Raw genomic sequence first — 17,188 nt, forward strand, 5'->3', positions numbered from 1 at the left:
ACGTTGCTCTTTGTGCTGCTGGTAGCGTCGATAATGCTGCTTTTTACGGCTTCTGTCTACTACTTATACAATCAGTTCCGCCAGCAGGAGTTTGAACAACGACTAAAAGAAAAGGCCCTCACTACAGTACGTTTGCGCGAAGATGTAGGCGAGTTCCCTCAGGCTGACCTTCCTATAATTAGCGACGAGCAGGTAACTATTTACAACGAACGAGGTGTAGTACTGTACAATCAGGATAAGCAACGGCCCCGCTTCCCCATAACAGCCGGTTTTTTCGCTAACATTACTCCACAACACTCTCAATACGTTCGTATAGGTGATATTGAGGCCGTTGGAGTTCGTTACCTTAATTCCAAAGGCGCTCAGTTGATTATCATCGCTTCAGGATACGATCGGTACGGCTTTCCGAAACTGGTACGCCTTCGCGAAATTCTGTTTTTTGGCTGGTTACTGAGTCTTATTATTGTTGGCATTGCTGGTTATCTGTTTGCAACCGATGCGCTGAGACCCGTTTCTGAACTTATTGGTCAGGCAAATGCCATTTCGGCAACGAATATCCATGAGCGATTGTATGTCGGCCGCCCCAATGATGAGCTCGCTGATTTAGCACGCACGTTCAATGATTTACTCTTCCGGCTCGAAGAGGCCTTTGTTTTACAGAAAAGCTTTGTTTCGCATGCCTCTCATGAGTTGCGGACTCCGTTAACCGTCATGATGGGGCAAATTGAAGTAACCCGTCTGCAAGCCCGCTCGACCGACGAATATGAAGTTGCTTTCGATGCTTTACTGGATGAAGTTAAAAGCATGATCCGATTGGTTAATGGCTTACTGGAATTGGCGCGCGCCAGTTCTGATGCCGTTACGATCAGCTATCAACCAGTACGTATTGACGAGTTGTTGTGGCAGGCTCAAAGCCAGATTATCAGTAAAATGCCAGATTATAAAATTGATATTGACTTCGATAGCCTACCCGCTCAGGAAGAAGATTTAGTTATTAGTGGAGAAGAATCTCTGTTGCAGACATCTTTTCAGAACCTGATGGAAAACGGATGCAAATATTCTTCCAATAAATCGGTATCAGTACGTATTCAGTTTGAGCGTGGTCAGGTGCAAATTACGTTTAGCGATCAAGGTTATGGAATTTCAGAAGTAGATTTACCCCATATCTTTGAACCCTTTTATCGCTCAGAAACGACAATGACAGTTAAAGGGCATGGCATTGGCCTGGCCTTAACAAAGCGTATTATCGAATTACACAAAGGGCAAATCAAAGTTGAGTCTACCGTCGGAAAAGGCACTACGTTCCGTATAATCTTACCAACTCCTTACCTTTCTGCTGCTGAATCCGACGTTACTCAGCCAATTGAGGAAGGCACCAAAACGGAGCTCCTTTAGTTCAATTTTCAACCTATGCAGGCTCTACAACCATCTTTAGAAATTACAGTAGCACCTGTATGAAAATAAAAAATCCTCCTGACCTGATCGGGAGGATTAATGATAGGAACACAGGTGCTTGGCTAGGAATTCTTTTTAGCTTCTTTTTTCATTGCTTTAGCTTCCTTTTTCATTTCTTTAGCCGCATCAGCTTTCATATCATTACCAGCTTCTTTGGCATCTTTCTTCATCATTTTGGCATCATGCTTCATTTTTTTGTGCTCCATTTTAGCTTCTTTTTTAACCTCATCCTGAGCAAAAGCAGCACCCGTCATGAGCAAAGCCGCAATCGAAAAAACTATTACCTTTTTCATACAAATATGTAGTTGAGTGATAGCATTTTAACACCCTATTGACTAAAAGGTTATTAAAGTCCCGTTAAGAATTTATGGCGCTGGACCTAACAACCTGTAATTAAAAAAGGCTCATAAAAACATTTATGAGCCTTTTAGAAAGCGGTTACTGCAACCCCCAAAAATCACTCCCGAGGCTTAATCTTTTTTGGCTTAACATCAGGTGCATGACCCTTTATGATACTGCTGGTATTGTCTGTTTTGGTGGCTGAAGTACCACCGGCGCCAGACGATGCCGACCCTGCATTTTGATCAAGCGTGTTGCCGGTTCCAACAGAAGCATTGGTACCATTGTTGCTGTTGGGTAAGGACGAATTAGGCCGTGCTGTACTCGTTGCTCCTTTGTCGGCGGCATTAGCCGCATTCGTTTTGGTGGTATTTCCCTGACCTGAGGTTATATCTGTTCCAACGTTTCCACCAGGCAGTCGTGTTTCACGATTGTTCGTGTTAGTTCTGCTGTTCTGTTGTGCGCTTGCTGAAGTAGCCATAACTAAAACCACACCCAGTATTCCTAGTATGTTTTTCATTTGCGTTGATAGTATAGATCCTTACTCTATAACACTACTCAACGCCAGTGGTTTACTAGAAAACGATAAATCAGACAAAAATCAGAGTGCGGTCATTACTTACGCTGTAACCTTAAACTCTGACGTTAAATGGAATTGAATATCGGGATTATTCTGCTGATTCATACGTAACATCCATTCTGATTCTGCCAGAAATACCGGATTCTGATCTTTGTCGTAAGCAATCTGATTACCCTTTAGCCGAATGAACTCAGCTAGTTTCGCCGGATTCTCGGCGGTAATCCAGCAAGCTTTTGTATAATTAAGTGGTACCCAGCGGCATTTGGCTCCATATTCGTTTTCCAATCGATACTGAATAACTTCAAATTGAAGTTCACCAACCGTACCGACTATTTTTCGATTGCCTAATTCCAGATTGAATAACTGCGCTACGCCCTCATCGGTCAATTGCTGGATTCCCTTATCCAACTGTTTAGACTTCATCGGATCGAGGTTCACAAGCTCTTTAAAGATTTCGGGTGAGAAACTTGGAATGCCCTGAAATTGAAGTTCCTCGCCTTCCGTTAACGTATCACCAATCTTGAACGTACCGGTATCATACAGTCCCACTACGTCGCCGGGAAAGCCCTCATCCAGCACACTCTTGCTATCAGCCATAAAGCTAAACGGACTGGCAAACCGCACGTTTTTATCCAGCCGGGTGTGATGATAGAACTTATTACGTTCAAATACACCAGAGCATATTCGCAGGAAGGCAATCCGGTCGCGGTGGCGTGGATCGAGGTTAGCGTGAATTTTGAAAACGAAACCACTGAAGTTTTTCTCATCCGGCAGTACCTCGCGTTTGTCGGTCTGACGAGCGATCGGCTCGGGTGAAATCATACAAAAGCCTTCCAGTAGTTCTTTGACACCGAAATTGTTGACCGCCGAGCCGAAAAATACAGGGGCTAACTTTCCATCCAGATACGCCTTCCGGTGAAAATCATCGTAAACGCCTTCGATTAATTCGACATCTTCACGAAGTTGAGCCGCATCGCGTTCCCCTACTTTCTCATCAAGCAACAAGTCATCCAGTTCGATGGGTAGTACGTCGTCCTCAACTTTCGTTTTGTTAACCTTGAAGAAATATAACTTTTTCTCGATCAAGCTATAAACCCCTTTAAAGTCAGAACCCATATTGACCGGCCAGGTCATGGGTCTGACTCGGATGTTTAGTTTCTCTTCCAGTTCATCCAGCAAATCAAAAGGATTGCGGCCTTCGCGGTCAAGTTTGTTGATAAAGATAATGACTGGCGTATCGCGCATCCGGCAAACCTCCATTAGCCGTTCGGTTTGCTCCTCTACGCCTTTTACGCAGTCAATAACTAGTATAACGCTATCGACAGCGGTAAGCGTCCGGTACGTATCTTCCGCAAAATCCTTGTGACCGGGCGTATCAAGTATGTTAATCTTCAGATTATCATACTCGAACGTCATTACGGACGTAGCAACGGAAATACCCCGCTGCTTCTCGATTTCCATAAAATCGGACGTAGCGGATTTCTTAATTTTATTCGATTTAACCGCACCAGCCGTTTGAATAGCGCCCCCAAAAAGCAACAGCTTTTCGGTTAGGGTTGTCTTTCCGGCATCGGGGTGGCTGATGATAGCAAATGTCCGCCGACGAGCGGTTTCTGCGTGTATATTCGTTTGCATTATTCTCAGAATCAGGCTGCAAAGATACGAAAAAAGCTTGGGGCAAAGGGCAGCGGGCAGCGGGTAAAAGAAATAAACTATATTCTGCCCCATGCCCTTTGCATTAGGCTTCTATAAAAACGCCCATAGCATTAATGCCCAGCCTGCAATCATTGCCAGACCGCCAAGGGGTGTAATAGCGCCCAACCACGTAACGCCGGTTAAACACAACACATAAAGAGACCCGGAAAAAATAATCACTCCTCCCAGAAAGGAATAGCCAGACCAACTGAGCAGTTTTATCAACGTCGGGTTACTGCCGAATACGTGCATGAGCACGCCAACCAACACCAAAGCCAGCGCATGGTAAAACTGGTATTTAACGGCCGTTTCAAACGTAGCAGTACGTCCGGATGCTTCAAGCATAGCTCGTAAGGCGTGCGCGCCAAACGCACCAACTGCAACCCCTAACAGTCCTAAAACAGCCCCTGATTGAATGAAGAATTTCATAATTATGAAGCCGAACACTACGTCCGGTCGAAAAAACTTTATACTCTACTATCGGCCCACCTGGATGCCGTTCTACCGCGCTCCAAAAATAGCACTCCCTACCCGAACCATTGTACTGCCTTCTTCCACGGCAATCTGATAATCACTACTCATTCCCATAGACAGTTCACGAAAAGCAACGTTATTCCGGCGGATGGCAGCTAGTTTATCGTACAGCCGTTTTAACCCCCGAAATTCCTGGCGAACTTTTTCCTGATCGTCCGTATTAGTCGCCAGTCCCATCAGACCTACTAAGCGTACGTTAGCCAGACTGTCCAGTTCAGGGGTATTGAGCAGGTCCTCGGCTTCATCAGGCGCCAGGCCGAACTTGGTTTCTTCGTCGGCAATATAAATTTGTAACAGACAATTGATAACACGCTGATGTTTTGCGGCCTGCTTATTGATCTCCTGTAATAGCTTTAAACTGTCTACTGACTGGATCATGGCAACAAACGGAGCAATGTATTTAACCTTATTTGACTGCAGATGCCCAATTAAATGCCACTCAATATCGGCTGGTAGGGCTGGCTGTTTTTCAACCATTTCCTGCACTTTATTCTCGCCAAATCGATAGCTACCAGCGTTGTAAGCTTCGCGCAGAAATTCAACGGGTTTCGTTTTCGTAACCGCAATCAGCTTGGCCTTCCCTTGTAATTCGTGCTCAATTTTATGAATTCTATCGGCAATCATAAAAACCATTTCGGTAATTAGTGTGTAAGGATTCCGCTTCCAGATTAACTCATTAACCGGTGCATTTATCCTGCTTCCTGCGCAATTCAAGTCAATAAACGCCAGACGGTATGAAGCGCATTTATTAAAATTATGCAAATATAGGTTTGAGAACCAACCGAAAAACCGTAGTTTTTGGCCCAAATTCAAAATAAATCATCGTAATAAGACAATAATTTATTTACTGCGCTGGTTTTGAAGACGACTTAAACTACAACCATACCTTTACACTATGAACCCAATGGAACCCCGCCCGCAACCCAAGAATAACAGTCGTAGCTATTTGCTGGTGGCCTTGTTCATCCTGGCCGCTCTGAATATGTTACTCTTGTATTTCTACTATCAGGAACGGCAGGACAACAAAACGAAAGACGCCACGATTGCTGCCAAGACCGAAGAAGTATTAGTTGCTAAAACTAAACTCGACTCGATTTCCGCTCAGCTAGACGCTAAAATCGCCGAAATTCAAAAGTTGGGCGGTAGCGTCGATTCGCTGATGAGAGTGAAAGAACAATTAGAAAAAGACAAGCGAGAGCTACGTAACGTCAGTAGTTTTGACAGCAAAAAATACAATCAGAAAATACGTAACTACGAATCGCTACTAGCGGAAAAAGATGCGGAAATTGCTCGCCTGAAAGAGGAAAACGGAGTTCTGATTGTACGTAATGACTCTCTGACGCAGGAAAATACTAATCTGAAAAGCGAGCGTCAGACTTTATCAGACTCTGTTACGTCCTACTCGTCGAAAAATAAAGAGCTTGAGGAAAAAGTCTCTATAGCAGCTGCTCTGAGGGCAGAAAGCGTCACAGTCGACGCCATTAATAAGCGCGGCAAGGAAAAAGAAGGCGGAAGCTACAAAGCGAAGCGCATTGATAAAATAAAAATATCGGTTCGGTTAGCGCCCAACGGCTTAGCCAAGCAGGAAGAGAAAACGCTCTATATGCGGGTTCTGGATCCAAGCGGAGCCGTTATTTCGGACATGGCCACAGGCTCAGGCGAATTTACGTATAACGGCCAGGGAATGATTTACACGGCTATGCAGCGCTTTAATTTCGATAATAGCCGGCAGGAAGTTGACTTTGTTTATGGACGTGGTGGTCAGCGCTTTAACGAGGGTCGTCATACTATTGAAATTTACTGTGAAGGCTTCCGCATCGGCGAAGGTGAGTTTACAGTGAAATAGCAAAGCGCAAAGGGGACGGGGCAAAGGGTTAAAAACTATCGGTTCTATTAACCCTTTGCCCCGTCCCCTTTGCGCTTTGCTATTTTTTTTCTACCTTTGCGGCCTCATTTCAAACCAATTATAAAAATGTTTCTGAATAACTACGAAACGGTGTTCATTTTAACTCCCGTTTTATCTGATGCTCAGATGAAGGACGCCGTTGACAAGTTTCGCAAAGTGCTGACCGATAACGGTGCGGAGCTTGTTCATGAAGACAGCATGGGTCTCCGCAAACTGGCCTATCCGATCCAGCACAAAAACACGGGTTACTACCAACTCTTCGAGTTTAAGGCTCCCGGTACTGTCATCGATAAGCTCAACACCGAGTATTTACGCGATGAGCGCGTTATTCGTCATCTGACGGTTTCGCTTGACAAACACGCTGTTGCTTACAACGAACGTAAACGTAACGGCTTAGTGGGTAAGAAAAAACAAACCGAAAACGCTTAATAGGCCCTGTTATCATGAGTTTGCAGAACGAATCAGTCTCGAAAACCGAGAACCGCAAAAAATACGACCGCTTCAAGAAAGCTGGCATCAAATATATCGACTATAAAGACGGCAACTTCCTGCTGAAACTGCTGAACGAACAAGGCAAAATTTTGCCTCGTCGGCTAACCGGCACGAGTTTGAAAAACCAGCGCAAAGTAGCTCAGGCCGTTAAACGCGCTCGTCATTTGGCTATTCTGCCTTACGTAGGCGATTCTCTAAAATAAAGTTATGGAGTTATAAAGTTGTAGCGTTACAACGCTTGCTGAGGCAAGCTGAGCTATGCAACTTTATGACTGTACAACTGTACAACTTTTTCAAAAATGGATATCATTTTAAAAACCGATATTGCCGGCCTGGGCTATAAGAACGACACCGTTACGGTGAAACCCGGTTACGGCCGCAATTACCTGATTCCTCAGGGATTTGCTGTGATGGCAACAGAATCGAATAAAAAGATCGTTGCCGAAAACATCCGTCAGGCTGCTCACAAAGCCGAAAAAATCAAGAACGACGCTCTGGCAATTGCCGAAGCAATCGGCGATATTACGCTAACGATCCCTGCAAAAGCTGGCGACAGCGGCAAGATCTTCGGCCGCGTAACGAACACTCAAGTTGCCGATGCGCTACGTGAAAAAGGGTTTGACATTGACCGGAAAAAAATTACGGTTGACGATGTAAAAACACTTGGTACGTATGAAGCTTCACTTGATCTTCACAAAGACGTGAAGCACAAGGTAAAATTTGACGTAGTATCGGCGGAATAAGCTGATGTTGTATCTTAATTTCTCAGCCACTCCGGAATGTCCGGAGTGGCTGTTTTTTTACTATATATTTTAATTGCCAGCTAAGAGCAATCAACAATTTTAGCTCTAGTAATCAACACGTTATGGAATAAAATTCCTACGAAAGAAGGACCTAAAAACAGCTATTTAGTGTTTATTGGGTATGCAGTTTCATACCGAATTTTCGCTCGAATCATTACCGAATCGCATTGAGCTGAACAGCCAGATCGTGACGATCGGATCATGCTTTGCCGACGTTATGGGACACCGGTTAGCTGATCATAAACTGACTGTACTTAACAATCCGTTTGGGACAATTTTTAATCCTGTCTCCATAGCTAAACTGCTTACTCTTGGTCTTCATAGCAAAAATCCTGATGAGACTGGCTACGTTGAACGCGACGGTGTGTGGTTTCATTATGATTTTCATTCGTCGATCTGGGCCAACAGTCGTGAAGAGCTTAAGGAGAAACTTACAGCCTGCTTAACCCAAACTGCGGACTCCCTACGTAACGCGGATTTTCTTTTTCTGACACTCGGATCTGCCGTTGTGTATCGGCATATCGAAACTGGTAAAGTTGTCGCGAACTGCCATAAGATGCCGGGTACGCTATTCGAAAAGTATCTGTATCAGATTGATCACCTCCGTGATGAACTGACGCGGGTTCTCAAAACACTACGTAGAGCGAACCCCAGGTTAACCGTAATCATAACCGTCAGCCCGGTACGTCACACGCGCGATACGTTACCGCTCAACAATGTAAGTAAATCGATGCTACGTGTATTGGCTCATGAACTTACCATTTGGAACGATTGGGTTTCTTATTTCCCAGCCTACGAATTGATGATGGACGATTTACGAGATTACCGTTTCTATGAGGCCGATATGATACATCCGAATTCTCAGGCACAGGACTATATTTTTGGAAAGTTCGCTGAGAGTGCGTTTGGCGCCGATCTCCGTAAATTTGTTGCAGAGTGGACAAAAATCCGTAAATCACTTGCCCACCGACCGCTTTACGGAGAGAATACGCTGGTTAATCAACAGTTCCTGACCAGTTTATCGGCCCAGTTAAATACATTGTCAGCTTATGTCGACGTATCGGCGGAACTGGCAGAGGTGCAAAGGCGTTTAGAAAAATGTATAATGGACAATGCCTAATGTATCGTCTCTTATAAAACTGTTTTTGAGTGTCTGCTACGTTACGCATTACTACTTATTGATCTTCCTGAATGTCTGATTACCAGTTATCTAAAGAAGCCGTTTTACGTGCGCTGAGTACTGTTGAAGAGCCAGATTTAAAACGCGACATTGTATCCCTTAACATGGTGAAGGATGTTACGTTAGGCATCGGCTCTGTGCGTTTTACGGTCGTATTAACGACACCCGCCTGTCCTCTTAAAGAAGTTATCCGCAAACGTTGTGAAGATGCTATTCACACGCACATCGGCCCCAATATTCAGGTAACGGTTGACATGACTTCAGACGTTACGTCGACACGTAACAATGCGCCAACCTTGCCTGGTGTAAAAAATATCATTGCTGTATCATCGGGAAAAGGTGGGGTTGGCAAATCGACTGTAACGGCGAATCTGGCAATAGCGCTACGTAAGTCGGGCGCTAAGGTGGGAATTATCGATGCTGATATCTACGGTCCTTCGATGCCAACTATGTTTGGAGCCGAAAACATCCAGCCACGCGTTTATCAGGTTGATGGGCAGACGAAAATGGAACCTATTCAGCAGTTTGGTGTCAAAATGCTGTCGATGGGGTTGCTGATCGCTCCGGATCAGGCTGTAATCTGGCGCGGCACAATGGCTGGCCGGGCTTTACAGCAGTTCTTTTCCGATGCCGACTGGGGCGAACTAGATTATCTGCTGATTGATATGCCTCCAGGTACAGGCGACATCCATTTAACACTTGTACAGACGGTACCTGTTACGGGAGCAATCATCGTGACGACTCCGCAGAAAGTGGCTCTGGCCGATGCGACAAAGGGACTGGCAATGTTTCGTCAGCCGCAAATCAATGTACCTGTGCTGGGTGTCATTGAGAACATGTCGTATTTTACGCCGGCTGAACTACCGGATCATAAATACTATATTTTCGGCAAAGGTGGCGGACAACGCTTAGCCAACCAGTTTAACGTGCCTATGCTTGGCCATATTCCGCTGGTACAAAGTATTCGTGAAGCCGGAGATGAAGGCCGACCAGCTTTCAGTGCAGGCGAACCTATTGCAACCGAAGCCTTCCGGGCGACGGCCGAAGCACTGGCTCAACAGGTTGCGATACGTAACGCGACAATTAACCGCACAGAACGCGTTCAGGTTGCATAAACAAAGTAGAAAGTATAAATTTACCGTAAATCAATATTTCAATGGAAACGGTAGTTAACAACGACCAACTAATCACTAAAATAGAGCTGGCTCTCGACAGCATGCGCCCTTATTTGGCAGCCGATGGTGGAAACGTGAAAATACTGGAAGTGACTGATGACAAAACCGTTAAGCTTGAATTGATCGGTTCCTGTGGCTCGTGCCCAATGTCGGCTATGACGTTTAAGGGTGGTTTGGAAGAAGCTATTTTACGGGCTGTTCCTGAAATTACAAAGGTTGAAGCCGTCAATATTACCCCTGCTTTTTAAGACTTATACACGCATACATATCGATGCTGGTGTGCGGGCCTGGCTCGTTTGTCCGGTTTACTTAAACCATTAGAACGCCAAAACAGGCGTTTTTTTGTTTATTTGCGACGCTTAACATTTCTCAATTCTGTGAAAATAGGGATCTTCTTTGGTGGACCAGCGCGAGAGCGTGAGGTTTCGTTTGCAGGCGGACGTACTGCTTTAGCTAATTTGGATAAAGGCTTATTCGAGCCCGTTTTAGTCTTTGTAGATGGTCGCGGACGCTTTCGGCTTGCTACGCCCGAATTCCTTCAATCTTCTTCGCTACGTGACGTAATACCGCAGGACGATTCAGGTTTTTCGGTTTATGATGAATCCCTCGATACAAACGTACTGAACCCCATTCTGCCTGAAATTCGACCAGAGCATTTCCGGGACCATTTTGATATGGCTTTCCTGGCAATGCATGGTCCTGATTGTGAAGATGGCGCCATTCAGGGTTTACTGGAGTGGTATAAAATGCCGTACACAGGCCCAGGCTTAGTAGGATCAGCCGTTGGCATTAATAAAATCCTGCAAAATGAACTGATTGCTTTGGCAAATGGACAGCAGAAAAAAACGGCTACCATTAGTCGCGATGAGTATGAGCAGACTGACAAAGCACAATTCTTTCAGTCTCTGATTAGTCATCTTGGATTACCAATCGTTGTAAAAGCACCGCATCAGGGCTCTTCAATTGGCGTATCTATTGTCCGCGAAGCCGACCTTACCCAGTTCTGCCGGTCTGTTGAGCAGTGCTTTTTTACGATGAGCGTCCAACCGGATGGCTGGACGAAACTGAGTGAATGGACGAATTTGTCAGTTGAGGAGAAAAGGGAGATTGCACAGAAAATGGTTAGCCTCGACTCTGGAATAAGCTTTCCGCTTGTTATTGAGCAAACCGGTGAGGTCATTCGACATCCTAACGACTTCGTTGATAAACTTGATACGTTAAATGGCGCTGCCGTTACGCTTGCCTCACTGAATGCAGAAGATGAAGTCTTATTTGAGGAATTTATTAGCGGTCAGGAATTTTCGTGTGGCGTTATTCAGGATGACGATCAAGTGGCTATAGCCCTCCCACCGACGGAGATATACAACGTAACGAGCTTTGATTTTGAATCGAAGTACAAGCTCAACACAACCAAGAAGCGAATTCCGGTTGAGACAAGTTTAGAGAATAACCGCAAAATTCAGCTGGCTGTAGCCGATGTATTTACTCGTCTGGGGATCAACGTTTATGCCCGAATCGACGGTTTTCTGACGCCCGACGGTCGAGTTCTTCTTCACGATCCTAACACGATTCCGGGCATGTCGCCTTCTTCACTGATATTTAAACAAATGGCTGAAATTGGTTTGAATCTGACCAATTCATTAACGTACCTTATTCGCCAGTCGCTACGTGAGCGAATCCGCACGGGCAAAGATACGTTTCATCTTAAAAGCTTACTTGCGGAGCTTGACAGCCAACTTGCTCATCGGAAAGCGAATCCTCTGCCTGAGCGAGTTATTTCCTTTGGTAATAGCGACGACGATTTTGCAGCTGCAAAACAGCAGTATAACGAGATGGCGGCTTTAGGTTCGGTACGTCCGTCGTTGATGTATATTAAAAATAAGCAGGAGTCTCATGAAATTCCGGTTTCTCTGCTCTTCAAGGAGACAATTACTGACCTGGAAGCAGCACTTAGCCAGCCACGTCATCCCTTACTAGTCGAAACTGCCGAACGAACCCGTCATATTACAGAACGATACGTTTAAAGAGATGAATCCAGGTTAGAGCCTGGATTCATTAGTTATAAAGTGACTGGCTGCCCAGTTCGTACTGATTCGTCACAGGCAAACGCTATTTGGAGACTACTGACAGCGTCCTGCATGTGGTCTGTCAGATCCAGGTTTTCCTGGATAGCCTTTAAAAAATAGCGCTGCTCACGATTACATAATTCCTGATGATCGGGCTCATCCTGCATGTCGATCCATGTATCAGTTGTTACAAACTGATCATTTGCATCCAGAGCAGCCCGGTGAACACGTAACGATTCCGTCTTTGTGTGCGAATCTACGTTATCTGATTTTCCAGCGGCTCCAGCGTTTTTAGCGACAATTGAGACGCAGCCTTCCGGTCCAATTACGTCTTTTATAAAAAAGGCGGTTTCGCTCATCATTGGTCCCCACCCCGCTTCATACCAGCCAACTGAGCCGTCCTCAAACCGGATCTGCAATTGACCGTAGTTATAATTATCGGCCGGTATATCATTGGTTAGTCGCGCACCGATTGCATTGACCTGAACAGGTTTTGAGCGGGTCATCTGGCACATTACGTCAATATAGTGCACGCCACAATCGACAATTGGACTAAGACTTTTCATCAGATTCCGATGCACCGTCCACATCGTACCGTGACTTTGCTGGTTGAGGTTCATTCGCATGACCAAAGGTTTACCCATTTCCTGCGCGATCTCTACAAATTTCTCCCAGGAGGGATGATGACGCAGTATGTACCCCACAACCAGCTTTTTCTCCGCTTTTTCAGCAGCGGCAACAACGCGTTTTGCACCTTCAACTGTATCAGCAATCGGCTTTTCAATAAACACATGGCAACCCTGTTCGAGAGCCATAATGGCAAACGATTCATGCGTATCGGGATAGGTCGAGATGCAAACTGCGTCGGGTTTTGTTTCCTTGAGAGCAGTTTCGTAATCATCGAATAAGGCATATCCCCCACCTAATCGTTCGTTGAGTACAACTTTGCTGTTGCCAGTGGAAACTATACCACAAATTTCAAAGCTATCTGTTGTTTGATAGGCAATTGCGTGCGATGATCCCATATTGCCGCAGCCGACAACAAGCACCCGTACAGAATGAGAATTAATTGACATGTTAATCTGGAGAATGTAATCCTATAAGTTAGCGAATATAGAGAGGAAAGAACGTAGTACGTTCTTTCCTCTCTATATTCTATATCATAAGAGCCGATGGCACTTCATAAAATTATCCTATTAAGTACAAAAAATATACAGGCTATAGTACTGTATATCAACACACTCATAAAAAACACAAAGCGATTCAGTATAAGTTTTATACATTTTATCACTCAATTATTACGTTTCGCTCTTTTCCAAATTTAGTACGGCCTAAATAGCTACTACTTTTGTCCGCAGATGAACACAGTTGTCCACTTACGGACAGAACCAAAGGCAAACCCAACAAATAAGAGCCTGATAATCAATCGACTATTTTAATTGGCACAACCTTTGGCATTAATAAAGTGAACAGTAAACAACTAAATTTAAACACTACACAATCATGTTACCATTAATGAGCAAAGTAGCAGCTTCCATTTTGTTGAGCGCTTCTACAATTTTCAACCCAACTACTCCCAAGACACTGTCGTTTGATGCTAGTGCGTACGTTACGGTCAACAATCAAATTCGGGTGGCCGTCCAAAAGAATTCTGACGTACCTGTTCAGATTGTACTACGTGACAAAAGCAACGAAGTATTGTATCGGCAAGTTGTTGGTAAAAACGAAGCCAAATATGCAGTGAAACTAAACGTTGATGATTTGGCTGATGGCCAGTATGAGTTAGAAGTCAAATCGAGTGAAGGTAGCATCCGCAAGCAACTTAAACTCAGCAGCACACCTGCCCAGGTTAGTAACCGCGTTATTGCCATGCAATAAATGTTGAGATCCCGGAAGTCAGTTGTCAAACTGACTTCCGGGATCTTGTTAGGCTTACGACAATCGTTTCTTAACTGTTTTTAGCTTTGATAATCAGTATAGTCACTGCGATTAAGAAACACCTTTAAATTCTGCCTGCTCAACAAAAGGCTGGCTACGTAACCGCTTACCAGTTGCCTTAAAGATCGCATTAGCAACCGCCCCACCTGCTGGAGGTAAAGATGGTTCGCCAAGGCCTGTTGGATCAATAGTATTCTGAACGAAATGAACTTCGACCTCAGGAATTTCATTGAGTCGAATAAGTCGATATTCGTTAAAATTTTTCTGTTCGGGTACGCCATCCTTGAACGTAATGTTGCCATACATGGCGTGCCCAATACCGTCAACCACGCAACCACGTACTTGTTGCTGGGCTCCGCTTTGGTTAACCACTACGCCACAATCAGCAGCTGAATAAACTTTTTGTAATACAGGTTTACCTTTCTGCATAACAACCTCGCCTATCTGCGCTACGTAGGAACGGTGCGAGAAATAAACGCTGAATCCCTGAGCTATCGGTTTCCCATCAGTACCTTTCTTTTTACCCCACTCCGCTTTTTCGGCAGCTAATTCGATTACGCCTTTCATTCGGTCGATATCATACTTGATAGCGCCCACCGGCTTTTGCTTTGCTTTATTTAATAACTCCAGACGGAATTGCACAGGATCTTTACCCGCAGCCTGCGAAACTTCATCCAGAAAGGACTGTTCAGCAAAGGCCAGAAAGTTTGTGATAGGAGCACGCCATGGCCCGGTCGTAATCGGTGATTTGTGATCAACACTGTCAATAAGCAGGTTATCAACCGCTCCAGACGGGAAATTATCTTCTCGCGTAGCGTTACCTGCATTGATACTAGCTCCACGAAGTTTGTAGCCAACCATGTTGCCCTGGGCATCTAAAGCGGCTTCAAATCGGTAACGTACTGCTGGTCTGTAACTTCCTCCCGTCATATCATCTTCACGCGACCAGACAACTTTCACAGGTGCATTAACCAGCTTCGACACTTGCACCGCTTCTATTACGTAATCAGCTTTTAGCCGACGGCCAAAGCCGCCCCCCATGCGTGTAAGCTGCACAGTTACTTTATCAGGAGATATACCTAACAATTTAGCGGTTTCGTTACGCGCCAGTTCCGGAGTCTGAGTAGGTCCTACCAACTCTACGCCATCGGCTCTTACATGCGCAAAGAAATTCATGGGCTCTAATGGACTATGAGGCAGGAATGGGCACTGATACTCTGCCTTAACAACTTTAGCTGCGCTCTTGAAGGCTGCTTCTACATCTCCATCCTTCCGACGAACAGTTGCATTTGGATCATCAAGCATTTCTTTAAAGAGACGATTGTGATCAGCCGAACTTTCTAATGCGTCAGCTTTTTCCCATTCTATTTTTAACGCATCCTTCGCTTTTTTAACCTGCCAGGTCGACTTACCAACAACTGCTACGTTATTGTCGAACGTAACAACGTTAATTATACCTGGCATGGCCTTTGCGGTCTCAGCATTCAGCGATTTGAGTTTGTAACCAAACGCCGGACGTTGCAGCATAGCAAACAACATTCCCTCACGATGAAAATCTAACCCGAATAATGGTTTACCCGTAATGATTTTGGGATTATCTACATTCTTGATTGTTGTACCAATAAGCTTAAAATCTTTTGCATCCTTGAGCTTAACATTGGCAGGAACAGGAATATTTGAAGCTTCGGTAGCCAACTCACCATAGCTTAATTTACGCTTACTAGGCGTGTGTACCACATAACCTTTATCGGTTGTGCACTCCGAACTCGCTACGTTCCATCGCTTGGCTGCAGCTTCCAGCAGCATTTGACGAGCCGTAGCACCAGCTTTACGTAAACGCTCCCAGGAATGTGGAATGGATCCACTTCCGCCGGCAACCTGTCTTTCAAATTTCTTGGTATCTAGTGAGGCCTGTTCGACAACAACTTTAGTCCAGTCGGCATCCAGTTCTTCTGCCACGATAATTGGAAAGGCTGTTTTGATTCCCTGACCAACCTCTGGATTTGGAGACAAAATAGTTATTACACCTTGAGGGCTGATTGATAAATAACTATTGAAACCAACGCTATCAAAGGAAGTTACACTAGTCAGTAACGATGTGGAGGCATCTGATTCCGTCCAGTTAAATCCTAACAAAAGGCCACCACCAGCGGCAGCGGCTACTTTCAGAAAATTTCTTCGCCCTGAGTTTTTTACCGTCTGCATGATTACTTCGTTTTTTGCTTTTTATTAGGCGTAGCAGTGTTTATCTCCGATGCTAACTTTACTGCTTCCCGGATACGGTGATACGTCCCACAACGGCAGATATTTCCAGCCATAGTATCATCAATCTCAGCCTGTGTGGGCTTAGGATTGCGCTTTAACAGAGCAGCGGCTGTCATAATCTGACCTGCCTGACAGTACCCGCACTGAGCAACATCAACCGTATCCCATGCCTGCTGAACTGGATGATCTCCTTTAGCAGACAAACCCTCAATAGTGGTCACCTTCGACTTACCAACTGACGATATAGGTAATACGCAAGAGCGTGTTGCTTCCCCGTTCAGGTGAACCGTACAAGCACCACACTGGGCGATACCGCATCCAAACTTTGTACCGACTAAACCAAGAGAATCTCTTAAGACCCAAAGAAGCGGTGTATCAGGCTCAACGTCAGCCTGATAATTACGACCATTGACTTGTAGTTTGAAGATAGCCATGAATTCTGGAGAATTGACTGGAAAGAGCTAATATAAGAAAAAGTGAGCGGTGTATTTCTCTACTCATCATAAAAGATATAAAGCTCGAAAAGCTAATCAATAGATTCAGTTGATCTATACTTTAGTTTACTGATTTAGTCAACTAAAGCTGGCTGCTCTTGGGTAGATAAAAAAAAAGGGATGTCCCCCGTGTGGAGAACATCCCAGCTAACTCAAAGGTGGCGCCTTCCTACTCTCCCGCTTGTGACAGCAGTACCATCGGCAGTACGGGGCTTAACGGCTCTGTTCGAAAAGGGAGAGGTGTTCACCCGCCTTCACAGCACCAA

Annotated in this window: 18 protein-coding genes; 10 read left to right on the plus strand and 8 right to left on the minus strand. The window is 44.9% G+C overall.

What is annotated here, in order from left to right; genetic code table 11:
• A partial coding sequence (locus ACOJS8_RS02045; RefSeq protein WP_420146863.1) for a sensor histidine kinase occupies nt 1-1,395 on the plus strand: 1,395 nt, incomplete at its 5' end.
• A gap of 122 nt (nt 1,396-1,517) precedes the next feature.
• Here ACOJS8_RS02045 and ACOJS8_RS02050 read toward each other — a convergent pair.
• The 5 genes from ACOJS8_RS02050 to ACOJS8_RS02070 form a co-directional block, all read right to left on the minus strand.
• Nucleotides 1,518-1,748: a hypothetical protein gene (locus ACOJS8_RS02050; protein ID WP_420146864.1), complete on the minus strand. Its 231-nt coding sequence runs from the start codon at nt 1,746-1,748 to the stop codon at nt 1,518-1,520.
• A 164-nt stretch (nt 1,749-1,912) separates the two neighbouring features.
• Nucleotides 1,913-2,314, minus strand: coding sequence for a hypothetical protein (locus ACOJS8_RS02055; RefSeq protein WP_420146865.1), 402 nt, complete (start codon nt 2,312-2,314; stop codon nt 1,913-1,915).
• A gap of 99 nt (nt 2,315-2,413) precedes the next feature.
• Nucleotides 2,414-4,009 carry a peptide chain release factor 3 gene (locus tag ACOJS8_RS02060; RefSeq protein ID WP_420146866.1) on the minus strand — a complete coding sequence of 532 codons (1,596 nt, stop codon included), beginning with the start codon at nt 4,007-4,009 and terminating at the stop codon, nt 2,414-2,416.
• Between the two features lie 111 nt (nt 4,010-4,120).
• Entirely contained in the window at nt 4,121-4,498 is a 378-nt protein-coding gene (locus ACOJS8_RS02065; RefSeq protein ID WP_420146867.1) for a DUF423 domain-containing protein, read from the minus strand.
• A gap of 72 nt (nt 4,499-4,570) precedes the next feature.
• Complete coding sequence (locus tag ACOJS8_RS02070; RefSeq protein WP_420146868.1) at nt 4,571-5,227, minus strand: YggS family pyridoxal phosphate-dependent enzyme; 657 nt, start codon at nt 5,225-5,227, stop codon at nt 4,571-4,573.
• 280 nt (nt 5,228-5,507) lie between these two features.
• On the opposite strand from ACOJS8_RS02070, the gene ACOJS8_RS02075 reads away from it, so the two are divergent.
• The 8 genes from ACOJS8_RS02075 to ACOJS8_RS02110 all read left to right on the plus strand — a co-directional run bounded on the left by ACOJS8_RS02075 (nt 5,508) and on the right by ACOJS8_RS02110 (nt 12,183).
• On the plus strand, nt 5,508-6,449 hold the full coding sequence (locus ACOJS8_RS02075) for a hypothetical protein (RefSeq protein ID WP_420146879.1): 942 nt from the start codon (nt 5,508-5,510) through the stop codon (nt 6,447-6,449).
• Nucleotides 6,450-6,575: 126 nt separating this feature from the next.
• Entirely contained in the window at nt 6,576-6,938 is a 363-nt protein-coding gene (gene rpsF / locus ACOJS8_RS02080; RefSeq protein ID WP_420146869.1) for a 30S ribosomal protein S6, read from the plus strand.
• Between the two features lie 14 nt (nt 6,939-6,952).
• Nucleotides 6,953-7,204 (plus strand): 30S ribosomal protein S18, encoded by a 252-nt coding sequence (rpsR, locus tag ACOJS8_RS02085; RefSeq protein WP_012925715.1) that lies wholly within the window; start codon nt 6,953-6,955, stop codon nt 7,202-7,204.
• 96 nt (nt 7,205-7,300) lie between these two features.
• Nucleotides 7,301-7,744, plus strand: a complete 444-nt coding sequence (gene rplI / locus ACOJS8_RS02090) for a 50S ribosomal protein L9 (RefSeq protein ID WP_420146870.1) — start codon at nt 7,301-7,303, stop codon at nt 7,742-7,744.
• Nucleotides 7,745-7,925: 181 nt separating this feature from the next.
• On the plus strand, nt 7,926-8,924 hold the full coding sequence (locus tag ACOJS8_RS02095; protein WP_420146871.1) for a GSCFA domain-containing protein: 999 nt from the start codon (nt 7,926-7,928) through the stop codon (nt 8,922-8,924).
• 71 nt (nt 8,925-8,995) lie between these two features.
• Nucleotides 8,996-10,099, plus strand: coding sequence for an Mrp/NBP35 family ATP-binding protein (locus ACOJS8_RS02100; protein ID WP_420146872.1), 1,104 nt, complete (start codon nt 8,996-8,998; stop codon nt 10,097-10,099).
• Nucleotides 10,100-10,140: 41 nt separating this feature from the next.
• Complete coding sequence (locus ACOJS8_RS02105) at nt 10,141-10,407, plus strand: NifU family protein (protein WP_420146873.1); 267 nt, start codon at nt 10,141-10,143, stop codon at nt 10,405-10,407.
• A 129-nt stretch (nt 10,408-10,536) separates the two neighbouring features.
• A complete protein-coding gene (locus ACOJS8_RS02110) occupies nt 10,537-12,183 on the plus strand; it encodes a D-alanine--D-alanine ligase family protein (protein ID WP_420146874.1) in 1,647 nt (548 codons plus the stop codon).
• Between the two features lie 35 nt (nt 12,184-12,218).
• Here ACOJS8_RS02110 and ACOJS8_RS02115 read toward each other — a convergent pair whose 3' ends face one another.
• Nucleotides 12,219-13,301 (minus strand): Gfo/Idh/MocA family protein, encoded by a 1,083-nt coding sequence (locus tag ACOJS8_RS02115; RefSeq protein WP_420146875.1) that lies wholly within the window; start codon nt 13,299-13,301, stop codon nt 12,219-12,221.
• Nucleotides 13,302-13,728: 427 nt separating this feature from the next.
• On the opposite strand from ACOJS8_RS02115, the gene ACOJS8_RS02120 reads away from it, so the two are divergent.
• Nucleotides 13,729-14,103: a hypothetical protein gene (locus ACOJS8_RS02120; RefSeq protein WP_420146876.1), complete on the plus strand. Its 375-nt coding sequence runs from the start codon at nt 13,729-13,731 to the stop codon at nt 14,101-14,103.
• Between the two features lie 111 nt (nt 14,104-14,214).
• Here the strand turns inward: ACOJS8_RS02120 and ACOJS8_RS02125 are convergent, their stop codons facing one another.
• Together ACOJS8_RS02125 and ACOJS8_RS02130 are read right to left on the minus strand one after the other, a co-directional pair.
• Nucleotides 14,215-16,368: a molybdopterin cofactor-binding domain-containing protein gene (locus tag ACOJS8_RS02125; protein ID WP_420146877.1), complete on the minus strand. Its 2,154-nt coding sequence runs from the start codon at nt 16,366-16,368 to the stop codon at nt 14,215-14,217.
• Between the two features lie 2 nt (nt 16,369-16,370).
• On the minus strand, nt 16,371-16,862 hold the full coding sequence (locus ACOJS8_RS02130; RefSeq protein ID WP_420146878.1) for a (2Fe-2S)-binding protein: 492 nt from the start codon (nt 16,860-16,862) through the stop codon (nt 16,371-16,373).
• Between the last annotated feature and the right edge of the window lie 326 nt (nt 16,863-17,188).

The sequence above is a fragment of the Spirosoma sp. genome, from assembly GCF_048594605.1.
Lineage (GTDB): Bacteria > Bacteroidota > Bacteroidia > Cytophagales > Spirosomataceae > Spirosoma.